Below are 24,409 nucleotides of genomic sequence, written 5' to 3' on the forward strand. Positions count from 1 at the left end.
TAGTCCTAAATCGCATTTCAGGGCTCGATTTTGCCTCTTTGGCAAAGTAAAGTTGGGCTCCGGTGGGGCACGAAGCGCCTCACAATATAATTACAATAACAGGGTTAGTGCTATGTATATGATGGTCAAACACCTTCACCTGACCGCAATTGCTATCAGTCTTTCATTGTTTATATTGCGTTTCTTCTGGCAGCTTAGAGGGTCTCCGATGCTGCACAAGAAATGGGTCAAAATTGTTCCCCATGTCGTCGATACTTTGCTGCTGGCCAGTGCCGTCACCTTGTGTGTGATGATTGCGCAATATCCGTTTGTGCATGCCTGGGTAACAGAGAAACTGATGGCTGTACTGTTCTACATTTTGTTGGGACTGGTGGCCCTTAAGTTAGGCCGCACCAATACCATTCGTTGGATTGGTTTTGTTGGTGCCATCAGTTGGTTAGCCTTTGCCGCCAAAGTCGCCATATTCAAGCAACCCATATTGTTCTCCTGAAATTCGTCGGATTGTCGACCTTGATGTAGTTGCCCCAGAGGTAAATAGTGTCGCCTGTATTTTCTAGTATTGCGCAAGAGCAGCCGCTGAAGGCTGCCTTGCAACTTGGTCTGTTGTTTGGCCCGGTGGATGTGGATGCACAGATACGTCAGGTGCATGAGTGGATTGAGCTTGGAAAAAAGCGCCTGACTGGCCCAGACCCCTTTGGTGCCTTTCTGCATTTTTTCTATAAGGAACTGGCCTTTGGCCAGGGGCCGGACTTACATGCTTCCAATATGGTAAGAATGGATCAGGTTTTGGCTTATCGCTCCGGAGGGAGCATTTGTCTGGGCTTACTGTTTTGCTATATGGGCAGGCAGTTGGGGTTTGAATTGACTGAAATTAACTTTCCCGGTCATTTTCTGATTAGTCGTCAAAAAGGGGCATTGCGTCGGCAATTTATCGATCCTCTCAATGGCAAGATCCTCAACTGGCAGCAAGTGGAAGCGTTGTATCATACGCTGCTGGACGACATGCATGAAGAAGATGACGAGTCTCAACTCGCTAACTGGTTACAACCTGGCAGTTGCAGAGATATCGTCGTGCGGTTGCTTAACAACCTAAAAGCCACGTTTATTCAAGAGCAACGTTTTGAACAGGCCTGGCAGGCCAGTGATCTGCTGGTGCAGCTATGCCCGGATGATCCATATGAGCGCCGGGACAGAGGTTTTTTATTACAGCAGCTTGATTGCCCTGGTGGCGCACTGGCAGACTACCGCTATTACATCAGCCAATGTCCCAGAGACCCGGCTGCCCAGTTGCTGAAGATGCAGCTTAAACATTTTACCCAGGAATTCGTTGTACTGCACTGAGCTGGTGGTGTAACGATAAAGGGTTAACGATATTTAGGAGGTCTGATGGCCCATCCCGCTTTGATCACCAACGATGCAGTGGTGATAGGTATTTTGGCGATTATTCTGGGGGGGGTATTTTATACATCCCACAGTAATCATGCTTTTTTTAAAGGCTTTTATCGCTATGTGCCAGCCTTGCTGCTGTGCTATTTCATCCCATCATTACTGAATACCTTTGGCATTGTTGACGGCCACACTTCCAATGCTTATTACATGGCGTCACGTTATTTATTACCTGCTTGCTTGGTGTTACTCACCCTGAGTATGGATCTCAAGTCTATTATTGGCCTTGGGCCAAAAGCCTTGATCCTGTTTTTGACCGGTACTGTGGGCATTGTGATTGGTGGTCCTATCGCACTGCTGATAATGTCTGCCGTGGCGCCAGAAGCGATGAATGGGCAGGGCCCTGATGAAGTGTGGCGGGGCCTGACGACTATCGCAGGTAGCTGGATTGGTGGTGGTGCCAATCAGGCGGCCATGAAGGAAATATTTGAAGTAGGGGGCGGCATTTTTTCCACTATGGTGACGGTGGATATTATTGTGGCCAATCTCTGGATGGCGGTATTGCTAGTGATGGCTGCCAATGCCAAGCAGTTGGATGCCAAAAGTGGAGCGGATACCTCAGCCATTCAGGACATCATCGAAAAAGTGGAAAAATATGAAGCGGAAAAACGCCGTATCCCACATTTGAAAGACTTGGTCGGTATTTTTGCCGTTGGTTTTGGTGCTTGTGGCATTGCCCATTTTCTGGCCGATACTATTCAACCCTGGATGGTGGTGAATGCGCCGTGGGGTGAGCAATACAGCCTGCACAGTCAATTTTTCTGGCTGGTGGTTACCGCAACCACTATAGGTATCGCCTTGTCATTCAGTCCCATGCGCCACCTTGAACAAGCCGGTGCTTCTAAGGTGGGCAGCTTGTTTGTCTACATTCTGGTGACCACCATCGGCTTGCATATGGATATTACTAAGATTGCTGAAACCCCGGTATTTTTTGTTCTGGGTATTGTCTGGATGATGATCCATGCTGGATTAATGCTGGGGGTTGCCAAGCTGATTCGGGCACCGATTTTTTACATGGCGGTGGGTAGTCAGGCTAATGTGGGAGGCGCCGCGTCTGCGCCGGTTGTTGCGGCAGCATTCCACCCATCACTGGCACCAGTGGGTATCCTGCTTGCAGTGATGGGGTATGGTCTGGGTACTTATATGGCCTATCTTTGTGGTTTGATTATGAAAGGAGTAGCGGGATGAGTAATCTGCAGCAAATCGACTTTGCTGGTTTACAAGTGGCAAACAACCAGCCTTTTGTCTTGTTTGGCGGGATGAATGTGCTGGAATCCAGAGACTTGGCCCTGCGCATCGCCGAGCATTATAAACAGGTCACCAACCGCCTGGGCATTCCCTATGTATTTAAGGCGTCCTTTGATAAGGCTAACCGCTCATCGGTGCATTCATACCGGGGACCCGGTATGGAAGAAGGGCTGCGAATTTTTGAAGAGATCAAGCGTGAGTTTGATGTGCCCTTGATTACCGATGTACATGAACCCCATCAGGCAGCCCCTGTTGCAGAAGTGGTGGATGTGATTCAGCTCCCGGCTTTTCTGGCCCGCCAGACCGATCTGGTGGTGGCCATGGCGAAGACTAATGCGGTTATTAACGTTAAGAAACCGCAATTTCTGGCGCCGCATGAGATGCGCCATATCATCAGCAAGTTTATCGAAGCCGGCAATAACCGCGTGATTTTATGTGAGCGGGGAAGTTGCTTCGGTTACAACAACCTGGTGGTGGACATGTTAGGCATGGACGAAATGAAGGCCTTTGCCCCAGTTATATTTGATGCCACTCATGCATTACAAAAACCAGGTGGTCGCAGTGATTCGGCGGATGGCAGGCGTGCTCAGGCTGCACAACTTGCCCGCAGTGGCATGGCTCTTGGGCTGGCTGGCCTGTTTATTGAAGCGCATCCTGATCCAAATCAGGCCCGGTGTGACGGTCCCTGTGCCCTGCAACTAGACAAGCTGGAGCCTTACTTACAGCAAATGAAAGCCTTGGATGATTTAATTAAAGGTTTCGCACCTTTGGATACCAGTGCCAGTTGATGAACTGCCTGTTGGTGACCGATATCTTTGGCGATGGTCCCTGGCTGCAACAGGTCAGGGAAACCATCCAGCAATATGCACAAATCACTTGTGTCAGCCCTTACAGTAGCAAACAGGCATTTGATCATGTTCAGCATATTATTGGTTTCTATCCTGGCCAGATTCGTAATGCATTGGCGCTGAATACACAGATAAGCACAACGCTGGTGTTTCCAAGCCATGAGTCACATTTTGATCTGGTACCGGTGAAGTCGGCTTTGCGTAAAAAAGACAAGGTTGAGGTGCTGGACAGTGCTTGGCTGCATGGTTTTATGAACCCCTGTTCTGAAGGGTTTCATGTTTATGGGCAGAAAATGGGTTTAGAGATTATTGAGCAAAAGTTGATGCTGATGAGGGAAAGTTTGATGAGGGCACAAGAAGGCGGGGATATCCCCGCCGTCCAGGCGTAAACATCAACAGGGGCAATCCTTGCCTATGGCAGGATTGCAGATAAGGTGACTAGTCAGCCTTGGTCTGCAGATCCTGGCGGCTGTCAGCCTTTACTAGCAGCTCAGCGTTGTTATCTTTGCTGTCCAGTGTCAGACTGTCCTCGGTCAATATAATAACCGGTTTAATTTGAGGCAGTTCCAGGCTGTCTGCCGCTGCTTTTACCTGGGCCTGGATGAGCTCGGCTAACCAGTCTTTGTCCAATGTATTGGCATTAACGGCCTGGCTGCTAAGCAGTACTAGGCCACAAGTGAGAATTCTGTTAAAGTTTTTCATCTGCAATACCTTAAGTAAATATAATGTTAAAGTTACGCTTTTATGAGATCTTTGTTACAGTTTTGTTTTGGTGATGAACTGTTAACTTGCTTTTTATAAAGCAATTTTTTATCTCACGGTTAAAATATAACCGATAAATTGCAAGCGTTAAATTGACATTAATTCAGGTAAATGGATTAGAAAAAATAATGAAAGAGTCATTTTGATGTCACGCCGCTTACCGCCGCTGAATTCCCTTAAAGCCTTTGAGGCAGCAGCCCGACACCTGAGTTTTACTCGCGCAGCGGATGAGCTGTTTGTGACGCAGGCCGCGGTTAGCCACCAAATTAAGGCTTTGGAAGAATTTTTGGGTATCAAACTTTTTTTGCGGAAAAATCGCTCATTGTTACTCACAGAGGAAGGCCAGGGTTACTATCTGGATATTAAGGACATCTTCAGCTCACTGCAGGAAGCCACCCAGCGCCTATTAGCCAGGGGCGCAAAGGGAGCCATTACGGTGGCTTTACCTCCCAGTTTTGCTATTCAGTGGTTGGTTCCGCGCATTCATAAGTTCAGCGCCCAATATCCGGATATTGACGTACGTATCAAGGCAGTAGATTTTGATGAAGGCCATTTGACCGACGATGTGGACGTTGCCATTTATTATGGGCGCGGCAAGTGGCCTGGCTTGCAGGCTGACAAGCTGCATACTGAGTATCTGACCCCCATATGTTCGCCTATGTTGTTTCAGTCAGACAAACCGCTGGATACCCTGGATGACCTGCGTTATCACCAACTATTGCATGATGCCTCACGTGAACCCTGGAAAAACTGGATCCGTGAATTTAACGTGCTGGGGGTGAATGTTAATCAGGGGCCTATTTTCAGCCATTCCATGTTGGTTTTACAGGCCGCAGCCCTAGGGCAGGGTATAGCACTAGGACACTCCGTTCTGGCGCGCCCGGAAATACAGGCTGGGCGTCTGATCTGTCCTTTTGCCGAAAAGCTGATCACTAAAAATGCCTACTATGTCGTGTGTCATGAATCTCAGACCGAATTGGGTAAAATTGCCACCTTCAGAGACTGGGTATTGGCTCAGGTAAAAGAAGAACAGGAAAGCGATGATTTTAGCTGATACTGCCCACCAACCCATTGCCAGCTTATTGCTGGCACATGGTGCCGGTGCTGGTATGCACAGCGACTTTATGCAGCAGGTCGCTGCAGGTCTGTGCGAACTGGGTGTTAATGTCTACCGGTTTAATTTTCCTTATATGCAGTTAGCCGAGCAGCAGGGTAAAAAACGTCCACCGGATGGCATGGCCAAATTACAATCCGCAATGCAGGACGCATTGGCACAAGTACCGGTTAATCTTCCCCGTTTTATCGGCGGTAAATCTATGGGCGGGAGGGTTGCGTCGATGCTGGCTGATAGCCTGGAAGTTCAGGGCTGTTTGTGTCTTGGTTATCCTTTTCATCCCCCTGGTAAACCCGAAAAATTGCGTATTGACCACCTGCAAAAGCCTGGCAAGCCCATCTTGATAGTGCAGGGGCAGCGGGATCCCTTTGGTAGGGAAGAAGAAATTGCTGGCTATTCACTGCATAGCAGGGTTCAGGTGGCGAAGATAACGGATGGCGATCACAGTTTTGTACCGCGTAAATCGTCGGGCTTGGTATTCGAGGATAATTTGCATACAGCCTGTCAGCAGATGGTGGCATTTATCGGAGCTAATAAATGAAGTGGATTTTAACCTTGGCGGCTTTTTTTGGGCTGACCGGCGTGATGTTGGGGGCCTTTGCAGCTCATGGTCTTAAAGGCAAACTGGAAAATCAACTACTGGCGGCGTTTCAGACCGGCGTTCAATATCAGCTTTGGCATGCATTGGCGCTTATTCTATTGGTGCTACTGTACCGTCAGCAGCCTCAGCCACTGTTGCAATGGGCTGCAATCAGCATGTGCTCCGGGGTGGTATTGTTTTCCGGTTCGTTGTATTTGCTGGCAATAACCGGAATGAAATGGCTGGGACCCATAACCCCTTTGGGCGGATTGGCCATGATTCTTGGTTGGTTGTTGCTGTTGATTGCAGCACTGCGGGGAGGCCAAATCTGATGGCTGGATTATTAGCCTATTGCCGGGCTGGCTTTGAATCGGACCTGGCCAACGAATTACAGGAAAAAGCGGCACAGCGACAGATATTTGGTTTTCCCCGGTTAAAACCAAACAGTGGCTTTGTGTTGTTTGAATGCTATCAAGCCGAAGATGCGCGCCCTTTGGCCGAAGCCTTACCCCTGAGTGAGGTGATTTTCTCCCGTCAGCAGTTTGCCTGTCTTGCCAGCCTGACGTCGCTGGATCCTGCTGATCGCATCAGCCCTATTCTGACCGCGTGTGCGGATTTTCCCCTTTGTGGCGATTTGCGCGTGGAGTACCCAGACACCACAGAAGGACGGGAACTGTCTAAGTTTTGTCGAAAATTTGCTGTCCCTTTGCGTCAGGCGCTGCGAAAAGCCGGCAAGCTGACGCATAAAGAGAATGCCAGAAAGCCGGTGCTTTTCGCTTTTTTCACCGATGGCCAGCATTTACATCTGGGCGTAGCCGAGCCGGATGCAATCAGTCCACATCCGCTGGGGATTATGCGTCTGAAAACCCCTGCGGATGCCCCCAGTCGCTCCAGTCTTAAATTGGATGAAGCGATTCAGACCTTTCTAAGCGAAGCTGAACAACAAAGTAGGCTGCAAAGTGGTATGCAGGGGGTGGATTTGGGGGCCTGTCCGGGAGGCTGGACCTATCAATTGGTTCGGCGTGGGCTATTTGTGCAGGCTGTTGACAATGGTGCTATGGCACCCAGCCTGATGGAAAGCGGTCAGGTTCGCCATTATGCTGAAGATGGCTTTAAATTCCGGCCAAAGAAAAAGAATGTTCACTGGCTGGTATGCGATATGGTGGAGCAGCCGGTCAGAGTGGCGAGACTGATGGCAGATTGGGTAAGAGATGGCTGGTGCAAAGAGGCCATTTTTAACCTTAAACTGCCAATGAAAAGGCGTTTTGAAACTGTGCAGCAAGCGCAGAATTGTATCGAAGAGGCCATGGCCGGTCAGGCGTATCGCCTGGTAGCCAAGCACTTGTACCATGATCGGGAAGAAATCACCCTGCACTTGTTTAAAAAATGAGTCGTTTGATGGGGCTACTTTTTAGCCAGGCTGCGCTTTAGCTTGCGCAGCTGATGTCGCATTTGACGCACTAGTCGTTTTTTCTGCTGCGCCGTTAAAGGTCGATAATTTAGATGGGTAAAACAGCGGGTCAAGATTGCAAAGTGTTGCAGGGATTGCTTATCTGATTTTGTTGCCAGACTCATACTGAAGTCCTGTGGCCCCTGCCAATATGGGCGCTGTATGTCATACCTGGCCAGTAATTTAAGTGCTTTTTGGTAGTACCAGTGGGGCAGGTTTTGTCTGGCCTGCAACCAGGGCCTGATATGGTAAGCCGCCAGTAATAAAGCAATGACAGCCACCAGGGTGAAGCTAAACAACAGCAGTTTCCAAAGTTTCAATTCGCCCAGCAATGCTTTAAGCAGATCTTGTTGATTTTGCTGGTCAAATCCCAGAACCCAACGGCTCCACCAGTAATCCATGTCGGCCATTAATCCACGTAGGTTGTTAAACCACTCAATATTGCGAAGATTGGCAAGTGGTGCATCGGCCAGAAAGCTTTGTTCAAATTCTACCGCCTGTTCCAGACCAAATTGCAGTCGTAAAGGCGCTACCCAGGCGGTGGGATCCAAGCGTTGCCAACCTTCATCAGACAGCCATTCCACCCAGGCGTGGGCATCATATTGGTAAACGCTCATGTAACGGTCACCGCGCATTTCCCCACCCAGATAACCGGTAACTAATCTGGCAGGAACACCGCTCAGTCGCAGCAAGTAGGCTGTTGCACTGGCATAATGGCTGCAAAATCCAGCTTTTTCTTCAAACAAAAATCTGTCTACAGGGTCAACGGGCATACGGCCGGGTTTGAGGGTATAACGAAACTCCTGCTGCTGCATAAACTTGGCAATGGCCTGAATGATCTGTTCTGCACTGGTGTTCTGAGCTTTTAATTGGCTGGCCCATTCGCGAGTGCGGGGATTTGCCTGCTCAGGCGTTTGCAGATTCAGGCGTTTATCCAGATTTGGGATCCCTTCGTGCAATGCGGTTTGGTAGTAAGAGCGTACCCGATAAGCCAGGTTGGACTGTAACGGGATTCGACTTTGCAATGTGTAGTCATGACTTTGCCATACGTGGCTATCCTGGCTGGTTGCCACATCCAGGGCAAACAACCAGCGTTGTTTGGTCGGCTCGGCGATGATTTGATAGCTATGTGCCGGTCCGCTCACTTGTGGTGAAAAGGTCTGATTAGCCCCCTTGTATCTTTCCTGCAATTTGCGGCGATAGGGATGCACCTGCCAATTGCTGCCGTCAAAGTCCTCCATTACCAGTGCCCGCCAGTAACGCTGAGACATGGGCGGGGCATTCCCTTCAAAGGTCACGCGAAAGGCTAAATCATCGGTGCGTGCCAATTGAGCCAGATCACCTGGGGAAACTTTATCGCTAAGACCGGTCTGGGTGCCTTTACCCGTCGGCATCTGCCAAAGTGGCCCCAGTTTCGGCAGGACAAGTAGCATCAGCACGGCAATAGGTAGTGCCTGAAGACATAATTTGCCAACCCGCTTAATCAGTATCGGCCACCTGGCAGACGGATTAATATGACAGGCCAGACTCAGCAGCAGTAAAACACAAAGCAGGGCATAAAACAGGCTGAAGGCAATATTCTGGTTAAACACCAGTGCAGCCCCTAACAGGAAAAACTGCACGCCAATCAGTTGGAAGTAGTCTCGGCGACTGGCCAGCAACATTAATTTTAAACTACTGGCCATGACCAGCAGATTTAACATGCCAAGCAACAGCCCTAATTGCCAACCAAAATACGCCAGTACAATGGCGCATAGTATGGCCATTAAGTTCAGGGTACGAATAGAAAGTTGATGCTTCTGCCAATTCAAGTAAAGGCTGACACGAATAATCACTGCGCAAAGTACTAAAAGCAAAACCCACAATTGCAATGGCTCAAAGAGCGTCAGACTGAGTGCCATCAATATCAGGGTCAGTAATAAATGGGCATTGTTGTGAGCCGAGGGATTAAGACGTAACATCCGCCACTCCTTTGACCAATGCCAGTGCGACCAGGCATTGACGAACATGTTCTTTGCCTTTGCCAGGTGGAATGACCTTGCCGGGTATATCCAGGCCAAATTCCCAGCCTCTAGCGTCCATTTCGAGACAAGTTTGGCAAAGTCGGCACAGATTATCTTCCAGATGCTGATCAATGTGGTGCAATATCAGCCATCCTGATTGTTGGGTTTGCGAACTGAATTTTTTACTGAGTAACCCCTGGCCTTTTGCGGCTTGTTTCCAGGCAATATGATAGAGAGGTTGCCCCAGTCGGTAATCGGTCAGACTGTCAAAATCATCCAGGTCCTGACCTTCTTTGACACAACTGACACTCTGCTGCCCTGCAGATGTGGTATCGCGATGGCTGACTGGCCATAAAGGGAGCATCGGCGTGGGATAGACTATCAGGTGAAAGTCAAAGGCAAGGTGTGTCCAGCAGCGGAACAGACCCAAAGGATAGTAGCTACAGAGTGTTAATCTGGGTAATTGCAGTTTTCCGCGCTTTGCGCTGAACAGATTCAATGTTGCCGGGTTCGTAAAATTGTCCAGCTCCACGGCACTTTGGACTTTTTCACCAAACCAGGCTAAATGCAGCTTGCCAGCTTTGCCTTCTTTTCTACTTTCAATCCAAAGAGGAAAGCTCACCGGGTTACCTGCATAGATATTGGCCAGCTTCCCGGGTTGAAGATTAAGCCCGGCGAAATTCAGGTAACTGCTGAACAAACTCACCAGCATCAAGGCCATCAGAAAAAAACTTAATAGCAAAATCAGATTATTTTGGTAGTTGGTACCGAGGATAAACAGGGTCAAACATAAAAGTAGATATAACCAACCAAACCTGGAGGGAAAAATAAATATATTGCCCCGATGCAAACTAAATCGCGGTTGTGCAGGAATTCTTTTGTCCAGCCAGCGAAGCAAGCGTTGTTGAATAAAGCCAGCCATGTTCAGGCAGCCAACGGGTCAACACATTCCAGTAACTGCAGGCTTAGGCCTGAATTTGTCTGACTGTCGGCCTGCGATGATCTTAATCTGTGTTCAGCCACCGCGGGCAATACCGCTTGAATGTCTTCCGGGATCAGATAGTCACGATGATCCGTTACCGCCCAGGCCCGTGCTGCCAGCAGCAGCGCTTTACTGGCTCTGGGTGACAATGCATTGGCAAAGCGTTCAGACTCACGGCTGAAGGTAACAAGGCGAAGTATGTAATCCAAGATAGCGTCGGAAGCATGGACTTCCAATACCTGCTGTTGAAGCTTGAGGCGCAATTCATCGTTGATAATGGTGGGTAGAGCCTGACCTCTTTGGGATTGCGGTTGTTGTAACATAGCTTTCTCAGCTTGCCAGTTGGGATAGCCTAATTGTATGCGCATCAAAAACCGGTCCAGTTGGGACTCTGGCAATGGATAGGTACCTGCCTGATGCAATGGATTCTGTGTACCAATAACAAAAAACGGTGAAGGCAGCATATGGGTCTGCCCATCCAAGCTGACCTGTCGCTCCTCCATTGCCTCTAATAAAGCGCTTTGAGTTTTGGGGCTGGCACGATTGATTTCGTCGGCCAGCACAATTTGGCTGAAGATGGGACCGGGATGGAAGTGAAAGGCTTGTTTCTGATTGTCGAAAATATTGACTCCCAGCATATCGGCTGGCAGAAGATCGGAGGTGAATTGGATACGGGAGAAATTCAGTCCAAACACTTGCGCCAAGGCATGAGATAGCGTGGTTTTCCCCATGCCGGGTAAGTCTTCAATTAACAGGTGTCCGCCCGCCAGCATGCACGTCAGGGCCAAGCGTATTTCCTGTTGTTTGCCAATGATTAGTTTGCCAATTTGCCCTATGGCTTGCTGTACTTGAGCTTGCATAGTGGGTCCTTGATGATTCCATGTTGTGATGACCAGTTGGGCCACAATCGATTGGTTGTTACTGCATTATAGGCGCTCTGCCGCCTCAGACTGGCAGGCATTAAGCTCATCCTGCCACAACATGAAGGAAAGCAAATTATTCGGGATAATAATTAGGTATAAATAAAAAAGGCCGGTAAAGCCGGCCTTAATTCAAATGAAAACATCGCAGATGTTAAACTGCGTAATTCTCCAGTTTTCCTTGCTCTTTCAGTTCAGCAAAGACTTTAGGCGTGCGGCCAATACCAGTCCAAGTGTGCTCTTTACCAGCATTGTCGGTGAACTTGTATTTTACTGGACGCTTCTGACCTGTGCGTTTGGATGGTGTACCTACCTCACTACCAGCCAAATCATCAAGATCCAGCCCGGCTTCCTGCATTTGTTTGAGGATGGCATCCTTCAGAGCTTGTTTCTTTTCCAGCTCGCGGGCTTTCTCAGCTTCCTGCTCTTTTTTGGTTTCGATAACGGCAGCCAGTTTTTCTGCTACCTGTTCAAGTTCAGAAACAGACAACTCTCTAACGGCCGCTTGCAATCTTCTGGCGTGGGTCAAAATACTGATGAAGTCACTCATTCTTCCACCTTATTCGAAATTGGAGTCATAATTGTTGATGGGTTCGGCATATAAAAATACTGCCTAATTAATATATTTGCAATAGATAATCAAATTGCCAGTATTACGCATCATTTATTTTTAATCCGGCAAGTCCTGCCGATTTTTATAAGTCTGCCGGTTCGCGATGAACACCAGCAAAGATGAATTTAGTTCAGTTGGATAAAAGTGCCAAAATATTGACGCGATTCGCTTAAAAAATATTAAATCTGATGCTATTCGGAATGACATCAGGCAATTGTGAATAGGCTGAATACATTTTTTTACATTTTACTCAGCAAAGAATGGGACTAAAGGTCCCATCAGGCATTGTGTTGATTTGCGCAAATTATGCGATAAGTAGCAGCATCGTGGCGAACTGGTTGACATTAAATTCGCAATTACACATGTCTCATCTGCAAGTGCGGCAATATACCTTATACCTTGACCTGTGAGTGATGAGGATAAATCCCTGTACGCTTTTAAGCTTTTTGGCATAATTGCGCGTCTTGAGGGGGATTCGATGCCGACAATTGAACAGGTTTTTGCCAAACAGGGTGCGCTGGCGGGCGTTATTCAGGGCTTTACACCGCGCAAGGCGCAAACTGATATGGCTGAGGCAGTTCAACAAGCCATCAAAAATAAACAGCAACTCGTTGTCGAAGCAGGTACTGGCACAGGTAAAACCTTTGCATATCTGGCACCGGCGCTACTAAGCAGTAAAAAGGTCGTTGTTTCAACCGGCACCAAGAATTTGCAGGAGCAGTTGTTTCATCGTGATTTGCCATTGTTGAAAAAAGCCCTTGCTACTAATAAACGCACAGTATTGCTCAAAGGCCGATCTAATTATCTGTGCTTGCATCGATTGTCACAGCATGGTGGCAAAAGTAATCTGGTGGATAAATCCGTATTACATGAACTCACGTTAGTGCGGCAATGGGCAAGTGGCACTAAAAGTGGTGACATCGGGGAATTAAAGAGCTTACCCGAAGATGCCAGGGTGTTACCTTTTGTCACCTCTACACAAGATAATTGCCTGGGCAAAGACTGCCCCGATTACGAAGATTGTTATTTGGTAAAAGCACGTCGTGAGGCGTTGGACGCCGATCTGGTGGTGGTCAACCATCATCTGTTCTTTGCTGATATGGCGCTTAAAGATACTGGATTTGGTGAACTTATTCCTGACGCAGATGTTATTTTGTTTGATGAGGCTCATCAAATTCCAGACATTGCCAGTGAATATTTTGGTGAATCTCTTTCCAGTCGGCAATTGCAGGACCTGGGTATGGATCTTGAGCTGGTATATCGAACTAAGCTAAAAGATGCTCAGCAACTAAGTAAAGTGGCGGAAAAGCTTCGTTATATCACTGGTGACTTGCGGCTGCTTTTTCCTGAACAGGGGGAAAAGGGCAATTGGCGGCTGGCGCTCGAGCGAGAAGACGTTCAGGCGCAACTGGGTAAACTGCATGAAATTCTGGATCTGGTCTACGAGGTGGTTAAGCTGCACCTGGGTAGAGATAAAGATCTGGATACCATTTATGAACGATGTGCTCAGGCACGCAGTCAGTTGGAAAGGCTAACCGATGTGGACAAAAAAGGCGTCAGTCTTTGGTATGAAACCACTATCAAGCATATTGTGTTACACCTGACGCCGCTTTCTATCGCCAGGCGCTTTGCTGATTACATGGCTGAGCCAAAACGTACCTGGGTGTTTACGTCTGCCACCTTAATGGTCGGCGGCGGCTTTGAGCATTTTATTCGCCAAATGGGCCTTCAGGGTGCACAGACCCTTGCCTTAGACAGCCCCTTTGATTATCAACAGCAGGCACTTTTATGTGTGCCCCGTTACCTGCCGGAGCCCAGCGCTTTTGCAATGCGCCAGACCTTGACGGGTATTGCTCAGCAGCTAATCAAGGCCAGCAATGGCCGCTGTTTTTTGTTGTTTACCAGTCATGCCATGCTCCGTGAGGTGGCTGATGGGTTGGAAGCTGTGATTGATAACCCTATTCTGGTGCAGGGAAGCACCAGTAAACGCGCCTTACTCGAGGCCTATTTGCAAGCGGACAATGCTGTTTTACTGGGTACCGGTGCATTTTGGGAAGGGGTGGATGTTCGAGGGGATGCGCTGACATGCGTGTTGATCGATAAACTCCCCTTTGCGGCACCAGATGATCCACTGCTGGAGGCCAGAATTGAAGATTGCAGAAAACATGGCGGCAATCCTTTTGCTCAGATACAGATACCGCAAGCCGTTATTACCTTGAAGCAAGGTGCCGGCAGGTTAATCCGTGATAGTGCCGATCGTGGTGTATTGGTCATATGTGACAACCGCTTGGTTACCAGAGACTATGGAAAAACCTTTTTGGCCAGTTTACCGGATATGCGTCGCACCAGAACGCTGGACAGCGCGCTGACTTTCTTAAAACAGATACAAGAGAATCAGGTTACATGAATATATTGGTTATAGATACAGCCACAGAAGCCTGCTCAGCCGCCCTGAGTTACCAGGGGCAAGTATTGGCAAAGTTTGAAGTATGCCCGCAACAACATAGCCAGCGACTATTGCCCATGGTGGATGAATTACTTGCTGAAGCCGGAATAACGTTGAAAAACCTCGAATTACTGGGGTTTGGTCGGGGGCCCGGCAGTTTCACCGGGGTGCGGATCGCCACAGGAATGATACAAGGACTGGCATTAGGCTCAGAGTTACCTGTGGTTCCTGTATCCACCTTGGCTGCCATGGCGCAACAAGCCTATATTGAGCATGGGGTTGAACAGGTTATCGCTGCTATTGATGCGCGTATGGACGAAGTCTATATGGGGAAATACACCTTGGTTGACGGGACGATGCAACTGGTGGGCGATGAGGCAGTATTACCACCTGAACAGGCGCTGTCTGGGATGGTGGATATTCGCCAGTGGGCAGGTGTTGGCACAGCCTGGGGCACATATGAGAGTTTAAACCCAGACGGCCAGGTAAGGGTATTGTCTGATATTCTGTATCCATCAGCCCAGTTTATGCTGCCTTTGGCAACAAGAGCCGCCGCCGATGGGGCTGCTGTCTCGGTGGACCACATAGAGCCGGTGTACTTACGTGACAAGGTCACCTGGAAAAAGTTACCGGGTAGAGAATAGATGACGATATCGGCATGATTTTTGCGAACTACCCTAGGCAGACTGGTGATATGGCAAAAATGGCAATTTGCTGCCATAGATTAAAGCTGTGCTTAGCTGGATAAGTTGTATCCTACTTCGGTGGTAAATTAGTGGACATTGAATCTTCTCTTATCGCCCAGCAACAAGGGCTGGTGGTTAATCCTGCGGTCAAGGGACCTGCCAGGGACCAACCAGCACGCCAGCCTCAGGACAACGCGCCTACAGAATATCCTCGTAGCCAGGTGGTTGCGCGACAGGGCAATGAAGAAACCCAGGTACAGGCAGACAAGTACCGACGCCAACAACAACAATTTTACGATCAACCAGATTCACGAGGCAGACAAGCTGTCGATGCTTATCAAAGCCTGGCCCGGCTGCAACTAAAAGACGAAATTCAGCAATCTATGGGAATCGACACTTACGTCTGACGCGCAGCTCTTGACGCATCGGAATCAGTTAAATACCCTCGCCATATACCCAATTCAGTACGGGTTCAGCTATTTGTTAGATAATGGACCAGACAATAACGCCAGTTGTGGGGTGAATATGAAGAAGTTAATGTTGGTCACATTTGTGTTGGCCATTGCCGGTTGCTCTACCTTACCCAAGGATTTACAGGTGGCAGAAGGCGCTAAGCTGCTTAATTATCAAGAGGTGGCTGCTCAGCCCCAACAGAGTTCGGGTGGGCAGGTATTGTGGGGTGGGGTGATTGCTGATGTAAAGAACAAGGCCGACGCCACAGTGCTGGAAATGGTGCATTACCCGATACGCAGTTACGGACGACCTACCACAGATGATGAAAGTGTTGGCCGCTTCAGAGTTTATGTGGATGGATTTCTGGATCCTATGGTGTATAAACCAGGACGCAGCCTGACCGTCAGCGGGGCGGTAACGGGGAGCGAAGAAGGACAGGTCGGCGAATACAAGTATCAGTTTCCAACGTTGAAAGCCAATGGCTACCACTTGTGGAAAGATGTTCAGGAAGTGGAAGTTAGCACCATGGGGTATGGTTATGGCCCTTACCCATACAATTGGTGGGGTTGGCATATGTGGCCTTACCATGAACGGGTTATTATTCGAAGCAAAAGCAAAGGGTATGTCGATGGACCACTGCCCAATCGGGCACCTCAGTCCTCGAATTCACCAGCACCTAAAAAGGTGACACGTTAAGCGGCAAATGGTTGCCTTGCTTTGCAATGGTGTGGCAGATTATTGTAGTGAAGCGGCAGATTATTGCCGCTTTTTTATTGCGTATGGAGTGAAGTGGATTGCAGGACATTCAAATTAAACTTAAACACCTGACATTGTCGGCCCTGCGATTTGGCAATCCTGATGGACCCAAAGTACTGGCATTACATGGCTGGCTGGACAATGCTGCCAGTTTTGTTCCGATGGCGGAATATTTTCCAGACTGGGATGTCGTGGCGGTTGATTTAACCGGACATGGACACTCCGCGCATCGAAGCGCTGATGCGCACTATCATTTTCTGGACTGGGTGCAGGATATCAGGGAATTGCTGAATGTATTAGGCTGGCAACAATGTCACCTGCTTGGACATTCATTGGGAGGCATTCTGTCTTCCGTTTATGCCGCCACTTTTCCGGAACAGATAATCTCTGTGGTGATGATCGAAGCATTCGGTCCTTTGACTAAAGAAGCAGCAACCAGTGCGGAACAGTTAAGGGAATCCGTTGTAAGTCGTCTTGCCATCGATGATAAGACGGCTCGTCATCCGCCCAGTTTTGCTAAAGCTGTGACAGCCAGGTTGCTGGCTGGCGATCTCAAAAAGACATCCGCCACTTTGCTGGTTGAGCGTAATTTACGTCAACTGGGGCGGGAGTGGGAATGGCGCACGGACCGGCGTTTGCGCACCGTCTCATCATTGCGTCTTACCGAACCTCAGGCAGAAGCGTTTCTTATGGCAGTAACCTGCCCGGTCTTGGCAATAACCGGAAACAAAGGATTTGAAAAAGTGCGAGGGAATGTGCAGCGACGCAAGGCCTTGATTGCAGATTTGAGTTTGGCTCAAGCCGAAGGGGGGCATCACCTGCATATGGATAATCCGGGTGCCGTTGCAAAGCATATTCGCAGCTTTTGGCAGCAGGTAGACAAACTTTAACCGCAACTTTTCTGATTTATCTTTTTCCGGGCTTTGGCTACTATTGGGGCTGCGCCGTTTGCCGGGCAATCCCCGGCCATGAAGATAATAAGTAAAAAAATGCCACAGGAGGCAATGTGGAAAAGATTTGGCTAGAACATTACCCTGATAATATCCCTACAGATATTGACGCAGACCACTACGCGTCGTTGGTGGATATATTCGAACAATCTGTGCAGAAATACGCTGACCGTGTTGCCTTTATTAATATGGGTGCACAGATGACATTCAAAGAGCTGGATCAGTATTCCAGGCAGTTTGCCGCCTATCTACAGCAACAAGGGTTAAAGCAGGGCGATGCTGTCGCTATCATGATGCCTAACTTGCTGCAAAACCCTGTGACTATTTTCGGCGTGCTGCGCGCTGGTTTAACGGTCGTTAATGTTAACCCTCTGTATACGGCCAGAGAGTTAAAGCACCAATTAAATGATTCCAATGCCAAAGCCATAATCATTGTTGAAAATTTTGCCCACACCCTGGATAAAGTAATAAAGGATACGCAAGTCAGTCAGGTGTACCTGACGCGCCTGGGAGACATGTTACCAGCGCCCAAGCGCTGGATAGTCAATCTGGTGGTGAAACACATCAAAAAAATGGTACCAGCCTTTTCACTGCCGGGCAGTCGCAGCCTGATGGAGGCAATTAACAGCGGTAAGAACATGAGCTACCAGCGTCCTGAGGTGAAAGGCTCAGATATTGCGTTTTTGCAATACACTGGCGGTACTACAGGCGTATCAAAAGGGGCCATGCTTACTCACCGGAATCTGGTGGCGAATTTGCAACAGATTTCCGTGATCCTTGAACCTGTAATAGAACCTGGGCAGGAATTGGTGGTAACAGCCCTGCCGCTTTACCACATCTTTGCTTTGGTGGCTAACTGTCTGACTTTCGTTAAATACGGTTGCCGTAACCTGTTAATAACTAATCCCAGGGACATGCCAGGCTTTGTTAAAGAACTGGGAAAGTATCCCTTTACCGTGCTAACCGGCGTTAATACCTTGTTTAATGGCTTGCTGAACACGCCAGGATTTAAGGAACTGGATTTTTCCAATTTTAAGTTTGCACTTGGAGGCGGCATGGCCGTGCAGCGACCGGTTGCGGAGCGCTGGGCCAAAGTGACCGGGCATGTGCTATTGGAAGGTTATGGACTGACTGAATGTTCACCTGTGGTCAGTATTAATTATCCAACTATCACGGATGAATATAACGGTTCCATAGGGATGCCTGTGCCTTCCACGGAAATCAGGTTGCTTGATGACAGTGGTAATGAAGTGGCTGTTGGCGAACCTGGTGAAATGCACGTACGCGGTCCTCAGGTCATGAAAGGCTATCTGAATCGTGACGAGGCAACCAGCGAAGTGCTAAACGATGGTTGGCTGGCCACTGGTGATATTGCCAAAGTGGATGAGCTGGGACGCTTTTATATCGTTGATCGTAAGAAAGACATGATTCTGGTATCCGGCTTCAACGTATTCCCCAATGAAATAGAGGAAGTGGCGGCCATGCACGATGGGGTTGCGGAAGTCGCTGCCTTGGGTGTTCCCAGTGAATCAACCGGTGAGGCGGTTAAACTGTTTGTAGTGAAAAAGGACCCCGCACTGACTGAAGATGAACTGATAGCCCATTGCCGTAAGCATTTGACCAATTACAAAGTGCCACGTCAGGTAGAGTTTCGTACCGAGTTACCTAAAACCAACGTGGGCAAAATATTACGCCGGGAGTTAAAGGGTTAGCATCCTCGATACTAACGCCGCTCTGTGACAGGATGGCGGCGTTTTCCACCCTAAGATTGTTGTGAACCCTAACTAAGGCACCGCATTTTTCTGATGAAATATCAAATGATTACCGAAACAGGGCAGTTGGCATCCTATTGCCAGCAAGCCTCCGGCAAGTCATATATTGCTGTTGATACCGAATTTGTTCGTACCCGCACTCTCTACCCTCAGTTGGGATTGATTCAGCTCTATGACGGAGAACAATTAGCCCTTGTTGATCCGCTCGCCGTCGATGATTTATCCGCCCTGGTTCAATTACTGACGGATGAACGGGTGATTAAGGTACTGCATTCCTGCTCTGAGGATCTGGAGACCTTCTGGACCGCCATGAAGGTGGTACCAACGCCACTATTTGATACTCAGTTTGCCGCTGGATTGCTGAATATGGGGCCATCTCTGGGCTACGCTAAGCTGGTGGAACAGCGTTTGGGGATCAGTTTAGACAAGGGTGAATCCCGAACAGACTGGCTGGCCAGGCCTTTGAGCGAACAACAACTGGATTACGCTGCCAATGACGTTTTTCATTTATATGCGTTGTATCCGCAGTTGGCCAATGAAATCGAAGCGCTGGGCCGTACTCAATGGGTGTTTGATGAAATGCAGCAACTGGCCGAAAAAAAGCGTCGTGAGTTGCCGGATGACTATGTATATCTGACCATAAAGAATAATTGGCAGATAAAAGGTAAGGCTTTGTTAGTGCTGAAGGAACTGGCTAAGTGGCGGATTCAGAAGGCTCGCAGCAAAAACCTGGCCTTAAATTTCGTCTTCAAAGAGCAATATCTGCTGGAATTGGCCAAACGCCAGCCGATGCAACGCAATGCGTTGTTTGCCATATCCGGTATGCCGCCACAAGATGTACGCCGCCATGGCGATGAGCTATTAGCGATTATGAATGCATGCATGGATGTACCTCCCGAACATTTCCCACCTAAGATAGAGCGTCTGGTGGATTTTTCCGCCTACAAGAAAGTGTCTCAAGCACTCAGACAGCTTTGTGAAGAAGTGTCGCAGGGGCTCAACATTCCGGTTGAGTTGCTTGGTTCAAAAAAACAGATCAATCAACTGTTAAAATGGCTGTGGTTCAGTCTGGATGAAGGTAAACTGGCAGACCTGAAACCTGATTTAATCTGTGGTTGGCGGCAACCTTTGTTGCAAGACGGGATTCAGAGTATCTTAGGTAAAGACTGAGAATGCTGACACAAACCAGCCCCAATCACTCTCATGGGAGTCCGAGCAGTCGCCATGTTGTGCGCTATTTATAAAAGTAGTAAGAAAGACGAAACCTATCTTTTCGTACCCAAACGCGATGATTTTTCTGATGTACCACAAGCGCTTATGCAGCATTTCGGTACCCCTTCTCTGGTGATGGTAATGGCCATTAAGCCCGATAGTAAACTTGCCATCAGTGATGCCGCGAAAGTCTGTCAGGCTATGCAGGAACAAGGTTTCTACCTGCAGTTGCCGCCACCAAAGGAAAATCTACTGGAGACGCATCGTCGTCAACTTCATCAAACAAAGGAGCAGGATGATGTTTAGACCTTTATCTGCTGCACTATTATTATTCTGCAGTCTGGGAGCCATTGCGAAACCCGACTTTGATCAGTATGTACAAAATATTAAAGCAGAAGCACTGCAACAGGGCTTCAGCCAGGCCTTAGTTGACCAGGCCTTTGCCGATGTTGAATTTTATGAAAGAGCCGTCAGTTCTGATAAGAATCAACCCGAATTTAAGCTGACATTGGACAAGTATCTGGCAAGCCGGGTACCTGACTGGAAGGTTAAGCAGGCCGTAGAAAAATACAAAGAAAATAAAGAAGTGCTTGAAGCGGTGGGGCGTAAGTTTGGTGTACAACCTCGGTTTATAGTGGCCTTGTGGGGGAATGAAAGCAATTTCGGCCGTATACAAGGAAAATTTCCGGTCATCTCGGCCCTGACGACCCTGGCGTATGAAGGGCGCCGTGAAGCCCTGTTTAAGCGTCAGTTATTTGCAGCCCTGACTATCCTTCAGGAAGGGCATATTGATAAATCAGGTTTTGTTGGTTCTTGGGCCGGGGCAATGGGGCAAAGTCAGTTTATGCCCAGTTCGTTTTTAGCGTACGCCTATGATTTTGACGGCGATGGTAAAAAAGACATTTGGTCCAATCAGGCCGATGTCTTTGCGTCGATTGCCAATTACCTGAAGACAGTTGGCTGGGATGACAGTCAGACATGGGGACGCCAGGTGACGATCCCGGCTGATTTTGATACTAAGCTTAGTGGGCTGGATAAAGATAAAATGAAATCACTGAGTGAATGGCAGGCGTTAGGGGTAAGACGCTATGACGGCTCCGATTTGCCAGCGCGGAACCTGCGCGCCAGTCTGGTAATGCCGGATGATGCCAAAGGGCGTATTTATCTGGTATACGATAATTTCCATACCTTGATGAATTGGAATCGCTCCACCTATTTTGGTAGTGCGGTGGGATATTTGTCAGATCGAATCAAAGCTGAATTGCGAGATAATGATGTATCAGCACCTGGACAATAAAGGCAAAGTTATTGGCCTGCCTGCAGGCAAGACCGTATGCGTGGGGCGCAATTACCTTGACCATATACAAGAACTGAACAATGAAGTACCGGAACAGCCGCTGCTGTTTATCAAGCCATCAACCGCCCTGGTGACATTTGCCGGTGAGATCCGAATCCCTACCGATTTGGGGGCTTGTCACAACGAGCTGGAAATTGCTGTGCTGATAGGGCAGACCTTAAGTCATGTTGCCCCAGAGCAGGCTATGCAGGCCGTGTGGGGTTATGGACTGGGGCTGGATCTGACCCTGCGTGATGTGCAGGACAAGATGAAAGCCAAGGGGCAACCCTGGGAGCGGGCCAAAGCCTTTGATGGCAGTTGTCCGCTTAGCGGCTTTGTGCCTGCCATTGAAGTGCAAGAGCCGCAACATCTAAGCTTTAATTTGTGGGTGAATGAACAGGTTTGTCAGCAAGGCAATGCAGCATTGATGATCCACAACATGGCGGCGCTTATCAGTGAAATCTCCAGGTATTTTACCTTGCTGCCGGGCGATGTGGTGTTAACCGGGACCCCTAAAGGGGTAGGGCCCTTACTTCCAGAGGATAGTCTTAAAGCTGAACTGTGCGGGTATCTGCAGGTTGATGCACAAGTGAGGGGCGTTTGTTAGCCGATAAATTCTGGGAGCAAAAGCCTCTCGAACAGATGAACGATATTGAGTGGGAAGCCTTGTGCGATGGCTGTGGCAAGTGTTGCCTGCATAAAGTCATTGAGGATGAAGAAGGTGATGGCCTGGCAACCGATGAGCTGCGTCCGGGAGAAGAGGTCCAGTATACTAATGTCGTTTGTCATCTTCTCAATACTAAGCGTTGTGAATGTACTCAGTATCAAAAACGGACCATACTGGTGCCGGATTGCGTTAAGTTAACCAAAGCGAATCTGAAAGATATCTTTTTTATGCCTGCCAGTTGCAGTTACAGGCGACTTTATGAAGGGCGCGGTTTACCTTCCTGGCATCCACTTCTGCATAAAGGTAAGAAATCGGCTATGCATAAAGCCGGAATGTCTGTACGTGGTAAAACCGTGTCGGATGATGGTATTTCGGTGGATGACCTGGAAGATTATATTGTTGTCTGGCCATTGCAGGATCTTGATTAGCGCCATATAAAAAATCCCGCATCAAGCGGGATTTTTTATTGCTGAGTAGGATTAGCTGATACGATCCAGCAATTCTTTACCGATTTCGGTGGTCAGGTGGCCATTTGCTTCGGCCCACTGCTGCAACGCCATACCGTCTTGCTCTGCCTGGCTCAGGTCAGATTTGCTCATTTTTTTAATCATAAAAGTACCGACTTCCGTGGCGTTATTTTCCATGGAGTAGCGAATCAGGCTGTTACCACCGCAACTGATACCTGTGTAATAGTCACCCAAACGCAGGTTGTAGTCGTCTTGCACTTTTTTCAGCTTCTTGCGCAGCTCTGATTTGTCATCGTTTTTAACGATGGTGCAGATGTTTTGCAGATCTTCATTAATATCAGCAAAGCTTGTAGGTGCAAAAATCAGGCTGCTCAGGGTCAGGATAGCGATGGTGGTCTTTTTCATGTGAATTGCCTCTAAAGTTAAAAATTCGTTAACGGTCTTGACGGGAAGCAGTGTATGAAAATCGAACTGAGGGAAACAGCGGGTAAAATCGTACCTTAGTATATAAAGTTATACGCTATGTGAGAGGTGAGAGGTGAGAGGTGGATGAAACGTCAGAACTAAGCGCTGAGGATCAGCGCTCTTTCACCTCGGATAGCAATGCCCTGTGCGCAGGGGCAGCGGGTTCGGGTTTTTCACCCACCAACACTGCTCCCCAGCGACGCAGCCGTTCAAAGCCCGCCAGGCAGGCCGCGACAGCCAGTAACGCAATCAGTATGCCGGTCAGACCCAAAACTTGGCGCTCGGTCATCAATGTCCAGATAAACTGGCCAACACAAAGCGTTGCCACCACCAGCAGGGTAGGTTTGCGACCAATTTTAGCTACAATAAACACCCCCAGAGGCGCCCCAAGGGCCACTACCGGAGCGGCTGCCAGCCAGTTCTCAAACACCCCAGGTTGCAAACCATCACCGATAAACAGTTTCACGGCGACACCCAGAACAGAGGTGTAAGCCATAATCACAACCGACGTTGGTATGGCAATTTTTAAATCTGCCCGACACAACAGCACCAAAGCCGAATAGACCACCATGTCGATTCCGACACCGGTCACTGCTGCCACGGTGGCGCCAGACAGCAGCCCAAGCCAAAGGCCAAGACGGAAATCCCAGTTCTCATCAAATTCCGTCATACCGCTGTGTCCGGCAATTTCATTCAGACGGTACAAATGAAGCAGGCCAAAGCTGGCCCATACCACGGCAAAAACCAGTTTTATCCATAGCTCAGGGACATAAGGGGCGATGAAAAAAATTCCCAGCGGTGTCCCGACAAGTGCGCCGAGCATAGCACCTTTGAGTAAGGCCCAGGCTAAGGGTTGACGTCTGGCTAAGATAAAAATGCTGGCACTGGTCATACCGATGGATTGGATGGCGAAACTAAAATCCCTGCCCAGGCTGGCAGGAAGTTCGAATAACAAGACCAGGACAGGAAATCCCACCGTGCCGCCGCCCATTGGGGTCGAGCCTGCGGCATAACTGCCAATGGCCATCGCCAGCGCCATTGGCCAATGCTCAATGGCCTGTGGCCACAGGGACTGACCTACCATCAGCCACAACCATATGCCGTAAAAACCGGCCAGCCATAGCCACCAGATCCATAAAAACTGCTTTTGGGGAGACTGCAACGACATTGTGACTGACTGCTGGTTGGTTTTGCGCATTCTAACAGCTGCCAGAGCAGTGTGAACAACGCCTG

Annotated in this window: 27 protein-coding genes; 20 read left to right on the top strand and 7 right to left on the bottom strand. The window is 48.7% G+C overall.

The window, feature by feature from the left end:
* The first annotated feature begins 121 nt into the window (after positions 1-121).
* From CSR04_RS21655 to CSR04_RS21675, 5 genes are read left to right on the top strand one after another with little or no spacing between them, the layout of a single operon-like run.
* Positions 122-490, top strand: coding sequence for a SirB2 family protein (locus CSR04_RS21655; protein ID WP_342751428.1), 369 nt, complete (start codon positions 122-124; stop codon positions 488-490).
* Between the two features lie 47 nt (positions 491-537).
* Positions 538-1,341, top strand: a complete 804-nt coding sequence (locus CSR04_RS21660) for a SirB1 family protein (RefSeq protein ID WP_102798430.1) — start codon at positions 538-540, stop codon at positions 1,339-1,341.
* 45 nt (positions 1,342-1,386) lie between these two features.
* Positions 1,387-2,634, top strand: a complete 1,248-nt coding sequence (locus CSR04_RS21665) for a DUF819 family protein (protein ID WP_102798431.1) — start codon at positions 1,387-1,389, stop codon at positions 2,632-2,634.
* On the top strand, positions 2,631-3,482 hold the full coding sequence (kdsA, locus tag CSR04_RS21670; protein WP_102798432.1) for a 3-deoxy-8-phosphooctulonate synthase: 852 nt from the start codon (positions 2,631-2,633) through the stop codon (positions 3,480-3,482). Before CSR04_RS21665 ends, kdsA begins: the two co-directional genes overlap by 4 nt.
* Positions 3,482-3,931: a hypothetical protein gene (locus CSR04_RS21675; protein ID WP_102798433.1), complete on the top strand. Its 450-nt coding sequence runs from the start codon at positions 3,482-3,484 to the stop codon at positions 3,929-3,931. Before kdsA ends, CSR04_RS21675 begins: the two co-directional genes overlap by 1 nt.
* Positions 3,932-3,980: 49 nt before the next feature.
* On the opposite strand, the gene CSR04_RS21680 is transcribed toward CSR04_RS21675, so the two are convergent.
* Positions 3,981-4,244 (bottom strand): hypothetical protein, encoded by a 264-nt coding sequence (locus CSR04_RS21680; protein ID WP_102798434.1) that lies wholly within the window; start codon positions 4,242-4,244, stop codon positions 3,981-3,983.
* Positions 4,245-4,449: 205 nt separating this feature from the next.
* Here CSR04_RS21680 and CSR04_RS21685 point away from each other — a divergent pair, with 205 nt between their 5' ends.
* Genes CSR04_RS21685 through rlmM form a run of 4 tightly spaced genes read left to right on the top strand, consistent with a single transcriptional unit; the run spans position 4,450 to position 7,388 of the window.
* The gene (locus CSR04_RS21685; protein WP_102798435.1) at positions 4,450-5,358 is read left to right on the top strand and encodes a transcriptional regulator GcvA; all 909 of its coding nucleotides are present in this window, start codon (positions 4,450-4,452) and stop codon (positions 5,356-5,358) included.
* The gene (locus CSR04_RS21690; protein ID WP_102798436.1) at positions 5,345-5,959 is read left to right on the top strand and encodes an alpha/beta family hydrolase; all 615 of its coding nucleotides are present in this window, start codon (positions 5,345-5,347) and stop codon (positions 5,957-5,959) included. Before CSR04_RS21685 ends, CSR04_RS21690 begins: the two co-directional genes overlap by 14 nt.
* Positions 5,956-6,330, top strand: a complete 375-nt coding sequence (locus CSR04_RS21695; RefSeq protein WP_102798437.1) for a DUF423 domain-containing protein — start codon at positions 5,956-5,958, stop codon at positions 6,328-6,330. The genes CSR04_RS21690 and CSR04_RS21695 overlap by 4 nt, the downstream gene beginning before the upstream one ends.
* Complete coding sequence (gene rlmM / locus CSR04_RS21700) at positions 6,330-7,388, top strand: 23S rRNA (cytidine(2498)-2'-O)-methyltransferase RlmM (RefSeq protein ID WP_102798438.1); 1,059 nt, start codon at positions 6,330-6,332, stop codon at positions 7,386-7,388. The genes CSR04_RS21695 and rlmM overlap by 1 nt, the downstream gene beginning before the upstream one ends.
* Positions 7,389-7,402: 14 nt before the next feature.
* Here the strand turns inward: rlmM and CSR04_RS21705 are convergent, their stop codons facing one another.
* The 4 genes from CSR04_RS21705 to CSR04_RS21720 form a co-directional block, all read right to left on the bottom strand.
* Positions 7,403-9,409 carry a transglutaminase TgpA family protein gene (locus tag CSR04_RS21705; protein ID WP_172449456.1) on the bottom strand — a complete coding sequence of 669 codons (2,007 nt, stop codon included), beginning with the start codon at positions 9,407-9,409 and terminating at the stop codon, positions 7,403-7,405.
* Positions 9,396-10,373, bottom strand: a complete 978-nt coding sequence (locus CSR04_RS21710; protein ID WP_102798440.1) for a DUF58 domain-containing protein — start codon at positions 10,371-10,373, stop codon at positions 9,396-9,398. The genes CSR04_RS21705 and CSR04_RS21710 overlap by 14 nt, the downstream gene beginning before the upstream one ends.
* Before the next feature lie 2 nt (positions 10,374-10,375).
* Positions 10,376-11,293 carry an AAA family ATPase gene (locus tag CSR04_RS21715; RefSeq protein WP_102798441.1) on the bottom strand — a complete coding sequence of 306 codons (918 nt, stop codon included), beginning with the start codon at positions 11,291-11,293 and terminating at the stop codon, positions 10,376-10,378.
* A gap of 214 nt (positions 11,294-11,507) precedes the next feature.
* The gene (locus tag CSR04_RS21720; protein WP_102798442.1) at positions 11,508-11,903 is read right to left on the bottom strand and encodes an H-NS family histone-like protein; all 396 of its coding nucleotides are present in this window, start codon (positions 11,901-11,903) and stop codon (positions 11,508-11,510) included.
* A 541-nt stretch (positions 11,904-12,444) separates the two neighbouring features.
* Between CSR04_RS21720 and yoaA the strand changes: the two genes are divergently transcribed.
* From yoaA to CSR04_RS21775, 11 genes are all read left to right on the top strand, one after another.
* Entirely contained in the window at positions 12,445-14,373 is a 1,929-nt protein-coding gene (yoaA, locus tag CSR04_RS21725; protein ID WP_102798515.1) for a DNA repair helicase YoaA, read from the top strand.
* Positions 14,370-15,056, top strand: coding sequence for a tRNA (adenosine(37)-N6)-threonylcarbamoyltransferase complex dimerization subunit type 1 TsaB (gene tsaB, locus CSR04_RS21730; RefSeq protein ID WP_102798443.1), 687 nt, complete (start codon positions 14,370-14,372; stop codon positions 15,054-15,056). Before yoaA ends, tsaB begins: the two co-directional genes overlap by 4 nt.
* Positions 15,057-15,187: 131 nt before the next feature.
* Entirely contained in the window at positions 15,188-15,505 is a 318-nt protein-coding gene (locus CSR04_RS21735) for a hypothetical protein (protein ID WP_102798444.1), read from the top strand.
* 118 nt (positions 15,506-15,623) lie between these two features.
* Positions 15,624-16,247 (top strand): Slp family lipoprotein, encoded by a 624-nt coding sequence (locus CSR04_RS21740; RefSeq protein WP_102798445.1) that lies wholly within the window; start codon positions 15,624-15,626, stop codon positions 16,245-16,247.
* Between the two features lie 98 nt (positions 16,248-16,345).
* On the top strand, positions 16,346-17,197 hold the full coding sequence (locus CSR04_RS21745; RefSeq protein WP_102798446.1) for an alpha/beta fold hydrolase: 852 nt from the start codon (positions 16,346-16,348) through the stop codon (positions 17,195-17,197).
* 116 nt (positions 17,198-17,313) lie between these two features.
* Positions 17,314-18,969: a long-chain-fatty-acid--CoA ligase FadD gene (gene fadD, locus CSR04_RS21750; protein ID WP_102798447.1), complete on the top strand. Its 1,656-nt coding sequence runs from the start codon at positions 17,314-17,316 to the stop codon at positions 18,967-18,969.
* A gap of 105 nt (positions 18,970-19,074) precedes the next feature.
* The gene (gene rnd / locus CSR04_RS21755) at positions 19,075-20,199 is read left to right on the top strand and encodes a ribonuclease D (RefSeq protein ID WP_245921814.1); all 1,125 of its coding nucleotides are present in this window, start codon (positions 19,075-19,077) and stop codon (positions 20,197-20,199) included.
* Positions 20,200-20,253: 54 nt separating this feature from the next.
* Positions 20,254-20,547 (top strand): YcgL domain-containing protein, encoded by a 294-nt coding sequence (locus CSR04_RS21760; protein ID WP_102798449.1) that lies wholly within the window; start codon positions 20,254-20,256, stop codon positions 20,545-20,547.
* Positions 20,540-21,538 carry a lytic murein transglycosylase gene (locus CSR04_RS21765; protein WP_102798450.1) on the top strand — a complete coding sequence of 333 codons (999 nt, stop codon included), beginning with the start codon at positions 20,540-20,542 and terminating at the stop codon, positions 21,536-21,538. Before CSR04_RS21760 ends, CSR04_RS21765 begins: the two co-directional genes overlap by 8 nt.
* On the top strand, positions 21,516-22,184 hold the full coding sequence (locus CSR04_RS21770) for a fumarylacetoacetate hydrolase family protein (RefSeq protein ID WP_102798451.1): 669 nt from the start codon (positions 21,516-21,518) through the stop codon (positions 22,182-22,184). The genes CSR04_RS21765 and CSR04_RS21770 overlap by 23 nt, the downstream gene beginning before the upstream one ends.
* Entirely contained in the window at positions 22,178-22,672 is a 495-nt protein-coding gene (locus CSR04_RS21775; RefSeq protein ID WP_102798452.1) for a YcgN family cysteine cluster protein, read from the top strand. The genes CSR04_RS21770 and CSR04_RS21775 overlap by 7 nt, the downstream gene beginning before the upstream one ends.
* A gap of 51 nt (positions 22,673-22,723) precedes the next feature.
* On the opposite strand, the gene CSR04_RS21780 is transcribed toward CSR04_RS21775, so the two are convergent.
* Together CSR04_RS21780 and CSR04_RS21785 are read right to left on the bottom strand one after the other, a co-directional pair.
* On the bottom strand, positions 22,724-23,116 hold the full coding sequence (locus CSR04_RS21780) for a DUF3718 domain-containing protein (RefSeq protein WP_102798453.1): 393 nt from the start codon (positions 23,114-23,116) through the stop codon (positions 22,724-22,726).
* 172 nt (positions 23,117-23,288) lie between these two features.
* Positions 23,289-24,374: a sulfite exporter TauE/SafE family protein gene (locus CSR04_RS21785; RefSeq protein WP_216362617.1), complete on the bottom strand. Its 1,086-nt coding sequence runs from the start codon at positions 24,372-24,374 to the stop codon at positions 23,289-23,291.
* Positions 24,375-24,409: the final 35 nt, after the last annotated feature.

It is taken from the genome of Bowmanella denitrificans (assembly GCF_002887595.1).
GTDB lineage: Bacteria > Pseudomonadota > Gammaproteobacteria > Enterobacterales > Alteromonadaceae > Bowmanella > Bowmanella denitrificans.